Annotated in this window: 15 protein-coding genes, 2 pseudogenes and 1 riboswitch; of the genes and pseudogenes, 16 read left to right on the forward strand and 1 reads right to left on the reverse strand. The window is 36.4% G+C overall.

Annotated elements, in window-relative coordinates:
* Window positions 1-764: 764 nt before the first annotated feature.
* A riboswitch (NiCo riboswitch) is annotated at window positions 765-856 on the forward strand.
* Between the two features lie 102 nt (window positions 857-958).
* The 14 genes and pseudogenes from P378_RS14850 to P378_RS14915 all read left to right on the forward strand — a co-directional run bounded on the left by P378_RS14850 (window position 959) and on the right by P378_RS14915 (window position 15,935).
* Entirely contained in the window at window positions 959-3,496 is a 2,538-nt protein-coding gene (locus P378_RS14850; protein ID WP_099083799.1) for a cation-translocating P-type ATPase, read from the forward strand.
* A 48-nt stretch (window positions 3,497-3,544) separates the two neighbouring features.
* Window positions 3,545-3,907 (forward strand): zinc ribbon domain-containing protein, encoded by a 363-nt coding sequence (locus P378_RS14855; protein WP_099083800.1) that lies wholly within the window; start codon window positions 3,545-3,547, stop codon window positions 3,905-3,907.
* Complete coding sequence (locus tag P378_RS14860; protein ID WP_238473283.1) at window positions 3,900-4,547, forward strand: protein kinase family protein; 648 nt, start codon at window positions 3,900-3,902, stop codon at window positions 4,545-4,547. Before P378_RS14855 ends, P378_RS14860 begins: the two co-directional genes overlap by 8 nt.
* Window positions 4,548-4,667: 120 nt before the next feature.
* A complete protein-coding gene (locus P378_RS14865) occupies window positions 4,668-5,357 on the forward strand; it encodes a response regulator transcription factor (protein ID WP_099083868.1) in 690 nt (229 codons plus the stop codon).
* Window positions 5,358-5,362: 5 nt separating this feature from the next.
* On the forward strand, window positions 5,363-6,700 hold the full coding sequence (locus P378_RS14870) for a sensor histidine kinase (protein ID WP_238473302.1): 1,338 nt from the start codon (window positions 5,363-5,365) through the stop codon (window positions 6,698-6,700).
* Window positions 6,701-6,758: 58 nt separating this feature from the next.
* The gene (locus P378_RS14875; protein WP_180261132.1) at window positions 6,759-7,460 is read left to right on the forward strand and encodes a TVP38/TMEM64 family protein; all 702 of its coding nucleotides are present in this window, start codon (window positions 6,759-6,761) and stop codon (window positions 7,458-7,460) included.
* 81 nt (window positions 7,461-7,541) lie between these two features.
* Window positions 7,542-8,362 (forward strand): annotated as a pseudogene (locus P378_RS14880) (undecaprenyl-diphosphate phosphatase).
* A gap of 31 nt (window positions 8,363-8,393) precedes the next feature.
* Window positions 8,394-9,017 carry a class I SAM-dependent methyltransferase gene (locus P378_RS14885; protein ID WP_099083803.1) on the forward strand — a complete coding sequence of 208 codons (624 nt, stop codon included), beginning with the start codon at window positions 8,394-8,396 and terminating at the stop codon, window positions 9,015-9,017.
* Window positions 9,010-9,666 carry an L-2-amino-thiazoline-4-carboxylic acid hydrolase gene (locus P378_RS14890; protein ID WP_099083804.1) on the forward strand — a complete coding sequence of 219 codons (657 nt, stop codon included), beginning with the start codon at window positions 9,010-9,012 and terminating at the stop codon, window positions 9,664-9,666. The genes P378_RS14885 and P378_RS14890 overlap by 8 nt, the downstream gene beginning before the upstream one ends.
* A 997-nt stretch (window positions 9,667-10,663) precedes the next feature.
* A complete protein-coding gene (locus P378_RS14895; protein ID WP_099083805.1) occupies window positions 10,664-10,846 on the forward strand; it encodes a hypothetical protein in 183 nt (60 codons plus the stop codon).
* Between the two features lie 113 nt (window positions 10,847-10,959).
* Window positions 10,960-11,982 carry a group II intron reverse transcriptase/maturase gene (gene ltrA / locus P378_RS14900; RefSeq protein WP_238473284.1) on the forward strand — a complete coding sequence of 341 codons (1,023 nt, stop codon included), beginning with the start codon at window positions 10,960-10,962 and terminating at the stop codon, window positions 11,980-11,982.
* 436 nt (window positions 11,983-12,418) lie between these two features.
* Window positions 12,419-13,258, forward strand: a complete 840-nt coding sequence (locus tag P378_RS14905; protein ID WP_099083806.1) for a KilA-N domain-containing protein — start codon at window positions 12,419-12,421, stop codon at window positions 13,256-13,258.
* Window positions 13,259-13,422: 164 nt separating this feature from the next.
* A complete protein-coding gene (locus P378_RS14910) occupies window positions 13,423-14,406 on the forward strand; it encodes a DUF4238 domain-containing protein (protein WP_099083807.1) in 984 nt (327 codons plus the stop codon).
* A gap of 92 nt (window positions 14,407-14,498) precedes the next feature.
* Window positions 14,499-15,935, forward strand: a complete 1,437-nt coding sequence (locus P378_RS14915) for a hypothetical protein (RefSeq protein WP_099083808.1) — start codon at window positions 14,499-14,501, stop codon at window positions 15,933-15,935.
* 170 nt (window positions 15,936-16,105) lie between these two features.
* Here the strand turns inward: P378_RS14915 and P378_RS14920 are convergent.
* Window positions 16,106-17,346, reverse strand: a pseudogene (locus P378_RS14920) (IS4 family transposase).
* Window positions 17,347-17,759: 413 nt separating this feature from the next.
* On the opposite strand from P378_RS14920, the gene P378_RS14925 reads away from it, so the two are divergent.
* Both P378_RS14925 and P378_RS24310 read left to right on the forward strand, forming a co-directional pair.
* Window positions 17,760-18,206 (forward strand): geobacillin-26 family protein, encoded by a 447-nt coding sequence (locus P378_RS14925; RefSeq protein ID WP_099083809.1) that lies wholly within the window; start codon window positions 17,760-17,762, stop codon window positions 18,204-18,206.
* Window positions 18,206-18,394, forward strand: coding sequence for a geobacillin-26 family protein (locus P378_RS24310; protein ID WP_420796013.1), 189 nt, complete (start codon window positions 18,206-18,208; stop codon window positions 18,392-18,394). Before P378_RS14925 ends, P378_RS24310 begins: the two co-directional genes overlap by 1 nt.
* Window positions 18,395-18,686: the final 292 nt, after the last annotated feature.

An 18,686-nucleotide genomic window follows, 5' to 3' on the forward strand; every position in this document is an offset into this window, starting at 1 on the left:
ACGGTCCAGCCACTGGAGGTTTTCTTCTCCAGATATACTGTAGTGGTGATTTTACTAACATTGGTGTAAGTTTGGGTGGTACCAGATGCACCTATACTACTTCCATTCAGTGTGTACAGGCTGGAACAGTCAAATAGGTATTTGTAAGCCATCGGCGTTACTTTCACCTATATTACTCTTTTCCTCTTGTGCCATAACGGGTTGCCCTATAGTTAGGAACATCAACCCTACTAGTAGAATTGCAAGCGACTTGATTCTTTTGAACATTAAAGCTACCCCCTTAAATTATTTTTCAATACCTAGATACGGAAGGTAGCTTTTTTGGTTTCAAAAAATTTGTTATTTCCCAAAAAAGATACTCCCTGCTGAGGAGGTTTGAAAGAATTTTTTATTTAATAGATATCCTGTGGATCTATTGGCAATTTCCAACTAAATGTAGTATTCCTTCATAAAAACCAGGTCTTTTTCAACAGTAAGGGTAACTTTTTATAGTTTTTTCTCACTCACTTCGGGTGGTAACAGCTTCCTACACTACCCCATGACGGAGGAGAAACAGTACCTTCTTACCGTCATTGGCGATAGTTTGAAACATGGTTATTTACCGAAATTGGCAATGAACTGGTTACCGCCATTCAGCGTGGTTTGCTACAATATGACCTAAGATAATTATATCCAAACTGATAAGTTTCTAATATAAAAGCACTAGACAAAACTATAATCTATATGATATTATTCTTGTATCTAATTGCACTGCATATAAATCTACAGTACAAACTGAGCAGGCGATGAACTTATAAGTAAGTTCATGGGGCTGGGCCTAACTAGGCAGCGGGTAAATATAACTCGTGGGACAGTAATATGTTCCACGGGTTTTTTTGTACCTATTTTTGGACATATCTGAAGAGTGCAATGCCATAGAGCTATCTTTAATATATAAGAGAAAGTTGAGGTAACTTTTATGACAGATCAAAAAATCACTGAGTTGAAGGGGCTGACAACCTCAGAGGCAAAAAAACTTCAGGAGCAGTTTGGAAAGAATGAGCTAGTACCTGAAAAGAAAGAAAATATATTTCATAAGATTTTTCATGTCATCACCGAACCAATGTTCTTGTTGCTGATAATAGCAGCAGGGGTTTACTTTGTTCTTGGAGAACCTAAGGACGGAGCAATTATGTTAGTGTTTGTAGTTGGAATAATAAGCATCGAGGCAATACAAGAATGGAAAACGGATAAAACACTAAAGGCATTAAAAGATTTATCGGCACCACACGTTAAGGTTCTACGTGATGGAGAAGAAAAAACTATAAATAGTTCTGACTTGGTTCCTGGGGATATCATGTATATTGCCGAGGGTGTTAAGATACCAGCAGATGGAACGGTTGTAAGAGCAAGTACTTTATGTGTTGATGAATCGTCTCTTACAGGAGAGTCCCTTGGTGTCTGGAAATTAACTAGTGAGAACTATATTAATGAGAATAATGATTATTGGCGACGTGACTATTGCTATGCTGGAACTCTTGTTACTCAAGGAACTGGAACAATTTTGGTTGATAAAATTGGACTATCAACTGAATATGGAAAGATTGGTAAGGAAATTGCGCTTGCCCCTGTGGGAGATACACCACTTCAGAAACAGACAGGTAGACTTGTAAAGCTGTGTGGTACGATTGCAGCGGTTCTGTTTGTTTTGGTAGGGGTTGTAACGTTCTTCAATATCCCTGATCACGCTATTAAAAGCAGAATAATTGAAAGCATCTTATCAGGTATAACTCTTGCAATGGCAATGATACCAGAGGAGTTTCCCGTTATTTTGACAGTTTTTTTATCAATGGGAGCATGGAGACTGGCTAAAAAACAATCTCTTGTAAGGAGACTTCCATCGGTTGAGACTTTGGGTGCAGTTTCTGTGCTCTGTGTCGATAAAACAGGTACTATAACACTTAATAAGATGGCTGTTAGAGAAACCTATAGCAAATCGGGAGATGAAATATATATATCCAAGATAATGGGTATGGGATGTAAATCGGATGCATACGATCCAATGGAAAAAGCTATGATAGCCCGCTGTGAAGAATTGGGTATATCAAAGGATATTCTTTTTGGTGGACAATTGTTAAAAGAGTATGCCTTCACAGATGAAACTAAAATGATGGGGAATGTGTGGAGAAACGGCAATGATATTGTAGTTGCTGCAAAAGGTTCTCCAGAAAGAATTCTAACATTATGCAACCTTTCCTCTGAAGAAAGACAAATTGCAGAAGCTAAAATCTACGAAATGTCAAAACAAGGCCTTCGCGTTATAGCGGTTGGCCAGATGAGCATTAAAGTTGAAAATGAAATTCCAGATACTCTCACAGACTGTAGACTGGAGCTTTTGGGAATGGTAGGTCTTGCAGATCCACCAAGAGAGTCAGTAAAAGAAGATATTAATACCTGTACAAAAGCTGGAGTTCGAGTTGTTATGATTACTGGGGACAACGGAATTACAGCGAGTTCTATAGCAAAACAAATCAACATGCCTAATAGCGATCACATAATAACGGGTGATGAACTCAGTGAAATGAGTGATGACGAACTGAGAGAAAAAGTGAAAGATGTTAGTATATTTTCACGTGTTCTTCCTGAACACAAGATGCGGATTGTCAAAGCATTTAAAGAAAATGGTGAAGTTGTAGCTATGACCGGAGATGGTGTCAACGATGCACCAGCACTAAAATATGCTGATATTGGAATAGCAATGGGTAAACGTGGTTCCGAAGTTTCAAGGGAAGCAGCTGATTTGATACTTCTGGACGATAATTTTTCAACCATTGTGGATACCATCAAGGACGGCAGGCGAATATATGACAACATTAAAAAGGCGGTTGGTTATGTATTTACTATTCATATTCCAATAGCATTTGCTTCATTACTAGCACCTTTAATGGGAATAAGTCCCACAAGCCTTTTGCTACTTCCATTGCATGTAGTTTTACTTGAACTTGTAATTGATCCGACGTGTTCAATTGTTTTAGAGCGACAGCCAGCAGAACGCGATATTATGCAAAGACCGCCACGAAATCCAAAAGAAAAGCTCTTAACGGCTAAAATGCTATCTAAGAGTGTCATGCAAGGATTAGTGATCTTCGGGGCATCTTTTGCAACATACTACAATTTTATAAATATGTATCCAGAAAATGCGCCACTGGCGAGAACTATGGGATTAAGCATTATATTCCTATCCAATGTACTGCTTGTTCAAGTAAACAGTTCAAATACAGATTTTGCAATAAAAACTTTTATCAGACAGATAAAGGATAGAGTAATGTGGGCAGTTATTATTGGCACGTTAGCAGGTCTGTTAGTTATGCTCTACACGCCTCTTAGTGGATTTTTGAAATTGACATCTTTATCATCAAGGCAACTGCTACTTTCGGCAGGAATTTCATGTATAGCAGTATTGTGGTATGAGTTGGTTAAAGTGGCTAAACTCGTGATTCTGAGCAAGAATAAATAATGAATAAGTAGGAACATAAAACAATATAGAAGAAAGGGGCGTAAATTTATGAGTTTCTTTTCAAAGTCTTCAAAGAAAAGTCATTACAAAAATGGTAATCATGGTAGCACCCACTATCAGAAAAAAGGTATTCTAGGTGGTATCTTTGATATGTTAGCATCTGGAAGTCATTCGGGTGGCCAATATAATGACTATAGAAATCAAAACAATGATTCAAGACAGAGTCAAGCTATTCCAAACCAAGGTTCATTACAATGTAGCAAGTGTAGTAGAAATATTCCAGCGGGTTCAAAGTTCTGTCTGAATTGCGGTGAGCAGGTCAACGTGGAATTGTATTGCCAAAATTGTGGTGGAAAAATGCCACCCAATGCTAAATTCTGTAACAATTGCGGAAATAAATTGAATGGTTGAGCTGATACAATGCTTTAGAAACTTAAAGTATCGTGGGAAAAAATATGGGGAATATACAATTGAAGAGGTAGCTGGTGAAGGAAGATATGGCATGTGTTTTCATGCTAAAAATGACCTTCAAAAAAACGTTGTTCTTAAAAGATTCAAACCTAGCATCTTTGCACGTAATTCAACTAATAATGAACATGAAGCAGTGATTCTTTCAAAGCTCAGGGATTCTAGAATTCCTGAGCTTCTTGGGGTTATAAATGAGAAATCATTCTATGCGTTTGTATTAGAGTTGAAACCGGGGACGACATTGAAAGATATGATATTCATACATAATCATAAATTTTCAGATGAGGAAATATACGCTATTGGTATCAAATTGATTCAAATTATTATGTATTTGCATGAGAATGGTATTGTTCATAGGGATATACGGATTCCCAATGTCCTCATCGATCAAGAAGATGTATACCTCATTGATTTCGGATTAGCTCGCTTTGAGGATGGCAACGCTTATAGGTATGATATGGATTACTCATATTTGGGAGACTTGCTTCTCTACCTGATCTATTCCTCTTTTCAAAAGAAAGATAAGAACAGACAACCGTGGTATGAGGAATTGCCATTAAAAAGGATCAAAAGCAATTTTTAATGAGATTATTGGGCCTTGATGTTATATATTCAAGTCTGACCGAGATTGAGGCGGATTTTATCAATGCTTTTGATATTACAAGGGGTTATTATAGCCAGAAGCAAACTCAAGCTTGATTTAATGATAAAAGGATGGATAAGGTTGAAAATTTTAATTGTTGAAGATGAAATAAATATAGCGGAATTTATTAAACTGGAACTCGAACACGAAGGGTATGAAACAGACATTGCATATGATGGTAGGGAAGCACTGAATAAAGTAAAAAAATGCCTATTTGATATTATTTTACTTGATGTTATGATTCCATATATTAATGGAGTCGATATCTGCAAAAAAGTGAGAGAGTTTTCAAATATACCAATTATTATGCTTACTGCAAAGAGTGACCTTACTGATAAAGTGTTAGGATTAGACAGTGGTGCAAATGACTATATTACAAAACCTTTCCGAATTGAAGAACTTTTTGCTCGAATTCGTGTGGTGACAAGAAATCAAACTCAAAACTTAAATAAATTATCCGTTGGAAAGCTTACTATATGTACAAATAGCTATCAAGTATTTCTAGAGGAGAAAGAAATAAGCTTGACTAAAAAAGAGTATGATTTGCTTTATCAGCTAATTCTAAACAAAAACATCGTAATGAGTCGTGAAAAGCTTTTACAAAATGTATGGGATGAGAATTATTACGGTGATAGCAATGTTGTTGATGTCACAATTAAACACTTAAGGACTAAAATATTCGATGATAAGGGCATAATTATCAATACCATCCGTGGTATAGGCTATGTCATAAAGGATGTGAAAGATTGAATTTAGTGAAGAATTTCTCAATAACTAAACGTATGACATTTGTTTTTGCATTTATTTTCTCAATAACATTATTTTGCTTAAGTGCATGTGTTTTGTATAGTGTTGAGTTATATCAATTCTTTTCTGCGCATAATGATATTGAAACTACAAAAAAATACATACTCACTGATAATATTAAACTATCAGATATAGAAAATGGTGAAGCGCTTTATTCTAGAAAGGATATTTTAGTTGAAATTAGGAACAAAGATGGCATATTGTTTAAGACCACTGCATTTGTTGACGGTATAGAACACTCAGTGATTCCATATGATCGGATTGCAGTAAAAGAACTTGAGGATGAAGATTTTTTAATTGAAAAGACCAAATGTATCATTCAGGATATCACATATGACGCCGTAATAATTAAAGATTTACATGATGAAAAAGTCTTTCTAAAAATTTTATTCAGTATTTTAGCTTTGGTAGATCTCGTTGGGATAATGATTGCGTTGATATCAGGGTACATTTTTGCCAAGAAGGCTTTGAAACCTATTGATATTATTATAAAAACCTCAAGAAATATTTCTTATAAAGGATTGTCAGAAAGAATCCCTTTGCCAGAAAGTCGAGATGAACTTTATGAACTTTCATTAGTGCTGAATAATATGGCAGATAAACTTGAATGCATATTTAATAAACAAGCTCAATTTGTATCAGATGCTTCTCATGAGCTAAAGACACCATTAGCTGCAATTATAGGACATGCAAGTCTAATTTCAAGATGGGGAAAAGATGATCGAGAGGTATTAGAAAAGTCAATATTAGCTATAACAACAGAAGCTGAATATATGGAAAATTTAATTACGAAGCTGTTATATTTAGCAAAATTGGACAATGAAAAAGCAGTGATGATTGAGCCGTTTAATTTGTCGGAATTAATAGCTACAATTTACAAGGATGTTTCTATGTGTAATGAAAATTTCGAAATTATATGTACATGTGAACCTAATGTACAAATCAATACTGACAAGGCGATGACAAAGCAGCTGATTCTCATATTACTGGATAATGCATTGAAATTCACAGATTCAAATGGCACGATAGCGATTAACTGCATTAGTAACGATGATAAAGTTGTTTTAGATATTATTGATTCAGGTTGTGGAATGTGTGAGAATGAGCTTGCATTTATATTTGATCGTTTTTACACAAATGACAAAGCAAGAAATAGGACTTCTAGTGGCAATGGTCTTGGATTATCAATTGCTAAAGAAATTTGTGAACTGTTAAGTTTAGAAATCAGCGTTTCCTCAATACTTAATGAAGGTAGTAAATTTCAATTAATTTTCCCCAAATTTTAATCTGTTTTTCATTTAAAAAAATTACACTTAGATCATTAAATTGATGGAGGGTGATTTTATGAAAACAGAATTTGATCAAAAGAACATTGTTAAATTTATAGTTCTTGTATGTACGGGTGTACTATTAATGACAATTGCTTGGAATTATGGACCATGGATTATTGAGAATGCAAAGCAACCAGAAAAGATTAGAGATTATCTACTTTCTTTTGGAAACTTTGGTTTTCTAATCTATGTTTTGATCCAAGCATTGCATGTACTTGTGGTAGTAATACCAGGGGATTTGTTTAATATTTGTGGAGGGTACATTTACGGAACACCAATTGGATTTGTTCTATCAATTGTAGGCATTATGTTAGGCTCAATAACAGCATTTTACTTATCAAGATTTTTGGGATACGATTTTATCGCTAAATTTGTAGAAAAGGAGAAAATTGATAAAATCAGTAAAATGATAAATTCAACGCAGGGGATGATAGGAACATTCATAATTTGCTTAATTCCTTTTATTCCAAAAGATCTAATGATGTATATAGCTGGATTAACACCAATAAAACCGTCTAGATTATTTATTATTTATGGAATTTCCAGAATTCCGGGTACTATTATATGGGTAAGTGTTGGTGCAAATATGTATTCGAAAGACACATTTGGAATTGCAATAACATTAGTTGGATTAATTGTTTTTGCGTCATTGACATACATCCTTCGGAAAATATATAAACGTAAAAGCGAAGAGTTTTTCTGGAGTATTATTTGATTGTGATGTAGTTCGTGCAGCTTGACTTTTGAGTCATTGGTTATTTGATTATAGATTATAAATAAGAATAAATGGAGATATTTGATGACAATTGAGATAATTAAAGCCATCCTATTAGGTATTGTTGAAGGAATAACAGAGTGGTTACCAATTAGCAGTACGGGTCACATGATATTGGTTGAAGAATTTATACAGTTAAATATGTCTGAAGCGTTCAAAGAGATGTTTTTCGTTGTAATTCAACTGGGTGCTATACTGGCTGTTGCACTTCTCTATTTTAATAAACTAAATCCATTTAGTTCAACAAAAACTGAACAAGAGAAAATCAATACATTTAATATATGGTATAAAGTTTTGATTGGCATTATCCCTGCAGGCGTTATAGGTGTAGTGTTTGGAGATTGGCTAAATGATAACTTGTACAATTATCAAACGGTAACTATTACATTAATTTTGTACGGTGTATTATTTATAGTAATTGAAAATCGAAATAGGAACAAAGTTAGCAAAATAGAGGATTTTGATACTTTAAGTTTTAAGACAGCATTCTTAATTGGGTGTTTTCAAGTCCTTTCTCTTGTCCCAGGAACATCTAGATCAGGTGCGACAATTCTTGGGGGGATAATTTTAGGTACATCTAGAAGCATTGCTGCAGAATTTTCGTTTTTTCTATCAATTCCAGTTATGTTTGGTGCAAGTTTATTGAAGATTGTTAAGTTTGGTTTTAACTTTTCAACCACTGAGTTCATAGTCTTAGTGACTGGTATGCTAACAGCATTTTTAGTGTCAATTATTGCAATTCAAATCTTACTAAAATATATAAAAATCATGATTTTAAAGTCTTTGGATGGTATAGAATTGTGTTAGGAGCAATCGTACTATTATATTTTGGTTTCAAGTAAATTTGTGTTGAATTTGAGGGGAAGTGTGAAAATGCACTTGTATCGAGATAAAATATTTCCAATGATGATGAAGAAAAATATTGGGAAGAAATCAATTTTAGAACTTCGGAAAAAGATATTATCTGATGCTAAAGGAGAGATATTGGAAATTGGTATTGGTGAGGGAACAAATCTTACATTATACCCCGAGCATGTAGATCAGATAACTGCAGTAGACAACTACATTAGAAAAATTGACAGCTCGAATATCAATGTAAATTTAATATTTGCAAGTGCAGATTTTCTACCGTTTGATGATAACTCGTTTGATACTGTTGTATCAACATTTGTACTTTGTAGCGTAGAAAATTTAAGAAAGGTTCTTGCAGAGATTTACCGTGTATTGAAACCTGGTGGGCAATTTGTTTTTTTAGAACATGGAAAAGCTAAAGATAAATTGACGAGTATGATTCAAAATATGTTCAACCCGTTCTACAACATATTTGCTTATGGCTGTAATATTAATAGACAGTATAAATATGAAATGGTTCAGTGTGGTTTTCAACTGTTAAAATTTGAATGCGAGAAGGCTGATATATATCCACGAGTGTTGACTGGTTATGTATATACAGGTAAAGTAAATAAACCGGAGAAAATGGAGAAATTTGATGAATAGATTTATACTTTCAATATCTATGCATAAAAGCAAAAAATGTTTTTGTGAGAAATATGGTCACGATTGGTTTGATAATTTCAGAAAATTATCCTTCAGGTATTTTGATGATATTGTTCCAAATATCCCGAACATAGGGGAAAGTGTTTTTTCAATGAATTATAAGTTTGCACCTATTTATATTGCATGGTATAAAGCGTTGGAACAGCTCAAACTTGAGCCAAGTGAAATAGACAAAGAAATTTGGTTGCTAAATGAAAATTTTATGAAAATATTTCCCCAATTTCTATTAAAAATGAGTGGGAAAATATATGTAGATAGCTTTCGAAGTAAAGCAGCTAGACATATTGAACGGCAGAAACAAGGGAAGTTGCATCTATATGATTGGAAAATTAGTTTTAGAAACATAAATGATAACTGTTTTGAAATAGATATCATTGAATGCGCATTTAAAAAGCTGTCCAAAGACTTTAACGTTCCACAGTTGTTACCTGGGATTTGCCGAATGGATTATTTAATGGCAAATCTTATGGGTAATGGATTTACAAGAAGTAAAACGCTTGGTGATGGGGATGACTGTTGTAACTGCAGCTACTCAAAGATTGGTTATTGTGAATGGTCACCAGAAAAGGGGTTCGTAGAAAGAAAGTAAAGTGTATGAAAAATGTCTGATTGCAACTTCACTAAGCTCATTTATATAATTCGTTAAAAACTAGAGTATGACCTTTTATCTTAGGCATCTCTGAGAATTTCAATACAATTAATAATTGTGCCGAATAAATCTTTTAAGTTAGGTACAATTGTTTAAAGGTTTTATTGTGCACAATTTTTACTGACTGTAAAAGTTGTAGCAACACGATGGTATGCCGAACAAATTTGATGCTCTTTTGATCCTAAAAGAGTGGCGTCAGGTTTTCAAAAAATCGGATCTTAGTAATCCGTTTTCGAGAAAAACAACCCTCCGCCAAGGCACCAGTGGGTCTTCACGACATCAGTTTTGTCTACTCAAGCATACAGAGACGGTTTGTCTGCTTGAAAGGCCATAAAGTCTTGCAAATAAAGGGTTAGGACAGTATCTTACCAATCGTGAGTGGTGAGACCCTTGAGGATATAAAAAAGATGACATAAGGAATAAGACTCAGAAATTTCAATGCTTTATGATGAATTATCGAGGGTTAATTGAAGAGTTAATAAAACCGTGGCTGCTTGTCACGGTTTTATGTTCGTCCGGCATGTTTACTGAGCCGATGGGTTGAAAGAAACCCTGTCACCTAACCAGCGGGAAGACAACCCGTAAGCAAGGGCGTCACTGGCCAACGGTGGGGTCTGAAGGAAGCTGAAGGGGGAATCTGGAACATAGCGCAAGCGAACCGAGGTTGGCTCGTCAGGTGGGTAACCTTGCATAAAGTGGGAAAGCCCGAAAGCTGGATAACCTGAGGAGTTAAGACGGATGCGTTCAGATTCAGGCAGGTAAACTTAACCGGAGAAGCCCGGCATCATCCTTAGAGAGGGTAGGCCCAAACAAGTGGAAACACAAGTGCGGGACGAAGTGATGTGGGGTGGCAGATGACTCCGTAGTAGTGACAAACTCTCGGCCAATGAAAGCTGGTAACAGACCGGAGGGCAAAACGGGAGGACACTGCACCTAGTTGCAGTGGGGTACAGCAAGCCAAAAGCGGCTGTACTTGCGAAGGGAGAAAGATAAATCAAAGAATGCAACCAAAGTAGACAAAGGATGGGAAGAGAAGACAACTTTGGCTGGAAAGCCAAAGGGAACGGCTGAACCGGGGGTGACGAACCTGCTGGGCAGTACGTCCGCTCAGCCGGAGTAGAGTGACTGGAGAGGTAAGATTGCCAGAGAGCTAGAGACGCCTGAAAAGCACATGAAGGAACCGGCGCGAAATCCTGGACTACAGAGGAAGCATAGCGAAATGGGGTGAAGTGATTGAAGAAATGGTATAGCCTAATAGACAAAGTATACCGGATGGACAACCTGGAAAAAGCATACAAAGCCGTTAAAGCCAACAATGGCGCCCCCGGAGTAGACGGGGAGACCGTGGAAGCCTTCGGCCAAAACCTGCAAGAAAGGTTAAGCCAACTTCAACACGAACTCAAAACCGGCATTTACGAACCCCAACCGGTGCTGCGGGTAGAAATACCCAAAGCGGACGGCAGTAAACGCCCGCTGGGTATACCCACAGTAAGGGACCGGATAGTCCAACAAGCCCTCCTAAACATCCTACAACCAATCTTTGAACCCGACTTTCACCCGTCAAGCTATGGATACAGACCTGGGCGCTCCTGTCACCAGGCAGTAGCCAAGGCAGAGATGTTCATAAACAAATATGGACTGAATCATGTTGTAGACATGGACCTATCCAAATGCTTTGACCGGCTGGACCATGAACTAATCCTGGAAGGAGTCAACCGTAAAATCAGTGACGGAAGCATCCTGAAACTGATAAAGAAATTTCTGACTGTTGGAGTAATGAAAGACGGAGCATGGGAAGAAACAGACTTGGGGAGCCCGCAAGGCGGAGTTATCTCTCCCCTATTGACAAATATCTACCTGGACAGATTCGACCAGGAGATGAAGAAACGTGGCATAAGAATCGTCCGCTACGCGGACGATATACTGCTCTTTGCCCGGACCTACCAAGAAGCAAAGAAATATCAGCAGATAGCTACAGAGTTCCTGGAAAAGGAATTAAAACTAGTAGTCAACAGGGAAAAGACCCACCTAACTGACAACAAAAAGGGTGTAACCTACCTTGGCTTCGTAATCTACTCCAAGCACGTGACAATTAGCCCCAAGAAACTGAAAAGTTTCAAGGAAAAGATACGGGAGATGACTCCCAGAAATCACGGAATGAACGTAGAGGAAATGGTCAAACTCCTAAATCCCGTATTGCGGGGATGGGCAAACTACTTCCGGATAGCCAACTGTAAGGGAATATTCAAAGACTGATGGGATGGATAAGGCGCCGGCTGCGAATGAAGAAAATGAAGGAATGGAAAACCTGGAAGGGACTGCACAAGATGCTAAGAAGACGCGGTTACAAGGGTAAATTTGAGAAAATTTCCATGACCACATGGAAAAACTCAGCCAGTCCTTTAATAAGCATGGCGTTGCCCAATAGCTGGTTTGATGAACTAGGGTTAATAAACCTGGAAAAATACAATGTCGGCATTTTGCATCACTATAGGTAATAGTGACTGAGATTTATCAGGAGCCGTATACGAGGCCCGTACGTACGGTTCTGTGAGAAGGATAAAAGCCGAAGCAAATTACTTCGGCTTTACCTTACTCGGTTATTTGTAAGGGTTTATTTGTGAGGTTTAGTTTTCATATTGCGAATAGAACGTGTGTTTGGTATGATATATTTATGGAAGGAGATGGTAGTATGGAAAGAAAGATAAACGTTCAAGGAAATGAAATCAACATATTAAATTCCAATAGTGTGGAAGATTATATTTGCATTACTGATATGGCTCGCTATAAAAATCCAGAACGGACAGGGTTTGTTATTCAAAACTGGATGCGTAACCGTAATACTATCGAATTCCTGGGTATTTGGGAACAACTCAATAACCCAAATTTTAAACACCTCGAATTCGATGCCTTTAGAATGGCTGCCGGACTCAACAGTTTCATATTAACCCCAAAACAGTGGATTGAACAAACCAATGCTATCGGCATAATTTCAAAGCAAGGTCGTTATGGAGGAACTTACGCACATCAGGATATTGCTTTCGAATTTGCATCATGGATTTCGGTTGAATTTAAGTTGTACCTGATAAAAGAATTCCAGCGTCTAAAAGCTGAAGAACAAAGACAATTGGGTTGGGACATCAAACGAAATCTTGCCAAAATAAATTATCGTATACATACCGATGCAATCAAAGAGAATTTAATTCCACCTGAATTAACTCCTCGTCAGATTACCAATGTATATGCCAGTGAAGCAGATGTATTAAATGTCGCCCTTTTTGGCATGACCGCAAAACAATGGCGTGACAGCAATTCTGATTTAAAAGGAAATATCCGGGATTACGCAAATGTTTCACAGTTGGTTTGCCTCTCAAATTTGGAGAATTTAAATGCCGTTTTTATCAGTGAAGGAATGCCCCAGGCCGAAAGGTTGGTAAAGTTAAATTCCATTGCTATAAATCAAATGAAAATCCTTATTGAAGATCACAGAATATTGGCTTTGGAGGAAAAAACGGGTCAGAAAGAGGAATAATTAACTTGCTTTGAGAAGTATGTCAACTATCCGGAAAAACCAGACACCTACAACATAGTTCAAACCTGTCCCCTGGTCCTTGAACAGCGGAATAGCTGAGTTTGTGTAAAAATAGGTTTGGTGGTGTTATTTTGTAAAATCAGACTACTCATAACAATCATTATATACCACAATTTTATCTTAAAAACTGGAGCAAAGACGGTAATAGTATCTTTGTTTACAGTTTACTTGTACCTGATTCCAGAATCCCTTATTGGAATCATAGAAAAATAAAATCTACCGCTGTTTGGAATGATTTTTATACGCGAAATGAGGGAGAAAAGGAAATCGACGATTTTGAAAAATGGTTTGACCGAGAATTTGAAGCACCTGTAAAAATGGTTCTTGATAATCTATTAAAAGGTCATAGCTTGGATGAAGCTGAATCAAAAAAGCTCGCCCGCTTTATTGGCGCTCAATATATGAGGACACCCGCACGTCTTAATAATTTAATGGCACGGTGGCGCACAGAAATGCCTGTATTATTTGAAGATGTCTTGCAAAAAGCATCAAAAAAACTAGAAGTAAATCCTCAGATTATTAACAGTCAACCACAAGTATCTGAAGAAGCTAAATTTTTACCAATCAAAGTAACGGTTGTTAAAGATATGAACAAGGTAAAAGTTGATTCGTTAATAGGTAAAGGAATGTATCTATTTGCATTAAAGCATCTACTTACGAAAATGGTAAGTGTTCTGGAAAAACATAAATGGTACGTTATTCATGCCGCAAATGGAGTATCATTTCCAACCTCCGATGACCCAGTAATATGCTTGAATTTCAATAGTGAGCATAATTATGACTTCAAGGGTGGATGGGGCAAGAAAAACGGCAATATTATTATGCCAATTTCGCCCACTCGCTTACTGATAACTCAAATTGGCAGTAATATGCCTTTAGCACGATTAGACCATTCAGAGCATTGGAGTAAGTTTTTTCGTAAAATTATTATTGAACATGTGCATCGTTATGTATATGCAATAGAACCGCAAAAGGGAATGCTTGCTATCAATCCCAGGAGGATTGATGCAGCTCTGTTTGAAAAAGAGAAGAGCATAATGGCTGGTTGGCATGAAGAACAAATGGAAGCGGAGGCTCAACTAATATAGATTGCTAAACTGAGAAATAGAGTGATAATTGAAAATTTTAAGTGGCAAATTCAGCACCCAAAAGATACAGTAATGAGTAAAGGAGAATCAGGATGCTTAAACAGGAAGGTACAGTTCAAAGATCTGATTTGAATCTGCGAATTGAATATATTGGGCTTGAAACAGAGATTTATCAAACAGACACATACAAGTTTGCAATTTATTGTGCCAATTATAAAGGTGATTTTGAAGAATTGTCAAAGCATTTTAACTATTCGATAAGACAAGTTGGAACAAATGTAGTTTTAACCAATCGCCGGCCAACGGATTTTCTATATAGAATAGATAGCATTCCTTTATCGGACGTAGTAAACGGCTTTAGAGCAACCTGCGTGACTGAAGGCGATTTGGACAACTTTATCCGAAGCAAATTCTATGACATAGATATTTCAAGGATTACGATTCCTAAAAAAGGAATTGATTTTGAAATCCTGATTGAGGTCTCCAAGGAGACCGAAGAGTCCCAAATGGAAAAAATGAGGGGATTTCTCTTGGACGTAGACTTGGGCACTGACAAAATAATAGTTAAATATAAAAACGATAATAACAATAAACAACTGGAAGAGGATTTTCCAAAGATAAATGCAGAGAGCCAGGGAATTAAACAATATGAAAACAGCTTTAAAGTCATGCATTTGAGCCTGCATAAGGAACTTCCGTTTACGATTGCAGAAGCTGACTTTTGGTTTGAGCGTGCAGAAGATATATATACAGGAAAAGCAACAAGAAATGACTTGCCTTTTTATCGAGGAGACTCTTTAAAGTGCTTTCTCGACTTTTCTGTATTTGATAATATCGATCTACGTAATGTCTTATTGCTGTACGATACTGTTTATATAGCTCTTCCCATCGAAGAACGCTTGGCTAGGTTTTTGGAACAGCAAAGCATTACTCCCGCAGAATTGATTGACCTTGTAGATATGGGTAAAGTCGTTTTACTTTTGCCTAACCTGGAAACCAGATATGACAAAAAACTTCTTTTGGAAGTATATAAACGAAATCCTGCTGCTATTGTGGGCAGGCGCGGTATCAATACATTATTGGCATCTTACCTGGCAGAAACAAAATATCAATATGAAAGGCGTTTGCCGGGTATATACAAAATCGCATCGGATATTTACATGAAAGGTGTAGAACAGAGAGAGTCTGGCGTACAAAATATAGCACGTTTAATAGCTTGGCCGATTACGGCAGCTGCAGATAGTTTTCGATATCTAAATCAAAGCAGCCCGATGGCGGTGAGCAACTTTGGCATTAACAATGTGATTTATGATAACATAATTAAAAATGATGATCAGGATAAAATATCGTTCGAATTTACTGTAAATTCATTAAGCACACACATTGCTGCAGCACTCAAAGCCACATATTTTCCATTTCAGCAGCACGGTGAAGATGGATCGAAATATTCTGACGCAGGAGTCTCAAATATCCTGGGAGACTTTTTAAAACTTTATTGGTATGACGCGGATAATATACAGAATCACTAGCGTTGCATAAAACTTTCGCATAAATTAAAAGGTAATAATTGGAAGATATAATTGTATAATTTTGTAATTATTTGGGTGTATACACCAATTAACCCATTTTACTTTATGCTAAAGGAACAACCACTTAAGAGGTAGTCCTTTAATCCACATTTTTACAAATGATGTAATTCCTAGGCTATTATCGGGTCGTAAGTTAAATCATCCAGGTGGTCTGCTTCACCTTGTAGTACCTGTTCTACTGTAAAGTTGTAGATTTTTTATGGTCTATCCACCGTCGTCCTCTTGAACTGCGACCTGACTTGAGGTGGAGTTTTCGTACAAACTCGCTGAATTCTACGTAAAGACATGTGTGAAGCAACATTTTAATTTTTAGTAATGGGCCTTCATAACCTGTTTTTATTTTAAGCAACATCATCAAGCAGTAGGTAATCAGTGCTATCAATAATTGGTTTTCCACAGCCTGTTGGCTTAAACCATAAAAATGTTTTACACAGAAATGTTGTTTGATCCACTTAAAGAATAATTCTATCTGCCAGCGGTAGCGATATATGTCGCTTAGTTCTTCGGCACTTAACTCAAAGTCGTTGGTAATGATAATTACAGGCTTACCTTCGGTATCCTCTGTTTCTATTAGTCGCAAGGGATGTTGCATTTTGGTTGTGCCGTCTTTGCCTAGGATTACCTTGTGGTCTTTTTTGATTAGGCTATCCGGGTTTGTTGGAAATTCCTCTAATGTTTCAACTATTGCGTTACTTTTTAAACGGCTAACAAATCTGGTGCCGTTATTACAATAACTGTCGAATTTTTTGTAATCCAGGTAGCCACGGTCAAAGACGTTAAGGGCATCTTTTGCTACAACCAAGGCATCCATTTGTGTTTTGTCAGCAGGTTTGGCCGGTTTAATTATGGCTTTGTCAGGTAGAACCCCTTGTTCAAACAGCTGGATACGGAGGTGTAGTTTAACTCCACTTTTAGTTTTTCTGAACTCTGCCCAGCGGTATCGGGATAGACAAAGGCTTATAGTTGAGGAGTCTATCAGATAAATACGACCTAGTTCCTGCCTTATTGATTTAAAACCGATTTCAATACCAAACTGATAGACTATATCAGAAAACAGAGACTGAACTAATTCAGGCGATAAATCTCTTAACTTACGGGACAACTGTGACGCACTGATTGAATTTATACCTACTGCCGCACTGAAATTATCATCGTTCAAACTGTTACTGATATGGCGCAGACCTTCAAGTTGCTCTAACTGAGCATACGCAACCAATTGGATTAGTTTAACAACGGTTAGCTTTTTCGCGTAAGCATCTACTTCCGATTCTTTGACATTGCTTAAAAATTTTTCGTTATAAATTGCTTGAAACAGTTGATTATATGTGGATTTATTGGTATCCTTGTCCATGCGATGTCTCCTTATTTTTGAGATTATGGACAGGACTACCTGTTATACCTCAATTATAAGGAGATTTTAATCATTTTTACAGGATATTGCTGGAAAAACAATGATTTATTGGTTTTTTTCTAGAATTTTAGATATTGACATTTTGGAAATTTATTTATGCAACGCTAGTGAAAAAGCTTTTTAAATATAGACATAGTAGCCCCCTAAGAGGTTTGGTAAATTTTATGTAATATTTCTACACATTGCGATTAGATTCCTCTCATTAATACAAGTGCAGATAATGTCGCAATAAGGCGATAGATTTTTAAAACCAAAACCACCTTCTTTTTATCTAGTAATTAAAGGAGGTGATTTATGTTTTAGCTAGCTAGAATTCAATATATAAAAAATATTTAAAAATTGGATGGTTTACTATGTTTAAAAAAAGTAAAAAAATCATAAGTATTATCTTAACTATCTGTTTTATTTTTTCTATGTGCATACAATCCACCTATGCTGCATCCCCTCAAAGTGAACCTGAAACCTTGACAATGGATGGAAAAACCATAACCGTACAGACTCTAGTTGACAATGATACTATCAGAAAAGTGATTGCTGTTGAAGATAACAAAAAATCCTATACATCAACATATAACAAGAAAACAACAGACTTAAAAGTAGAGGAAACTGATTTAGCAACACAAACTACTAAGGTTATTGCAAATACAAATGTTACAAAAGCTTTAAAAGATGCTAAAAATCAAAACATTATAATTGATTCTCAAGGTAACATAACAGCTACAGCTACAGTTATTGCTAGAAATACAGGACAATTTTGGCCCACAAGTTATACGTATTGGTCAGATAAAAATGGCTTATAATTAACAGTAAACGTGCTGGTAAATATGCAACAGAAACTTCTAGCAATAGTTCCGATTTACTTAGTTTTAAATCATCTGTTGACTCGCAGTGTAACTACGAAGTAGCAGCAGCCTCTGCTACAGGAGCTGCAATTTGTGCTGCAGCTGTTGCAGCGGTTACTGCACCTACCGGGCTGGTGCATTTGTAGCAGCCATAACTGCCCTAGGTGGAGTCGGAGCAGCTGGATATAGTTTATATTCGGCTTGGCAACAAAAAAATAATTGTGACTTTTATTATTCAAGAGTGAGATAAATATAACATGAAAATATACTTTTTATTGGCTCCGGTATTTATAACAATCTGTATATGTTATACCATGTATCACTATTCCATGTTTAATCCTGATAAAAAATACCGGCATTAATATTGTGTATATTAACTATTCTTTTTAACTTAGCTTTTTTCGGAGTTGTAATTTATACTTTATTTAGAAATAGCTG

The sequence above is a fragment of the Desulforamulus profundi genome, assembly GCF_002607855.1.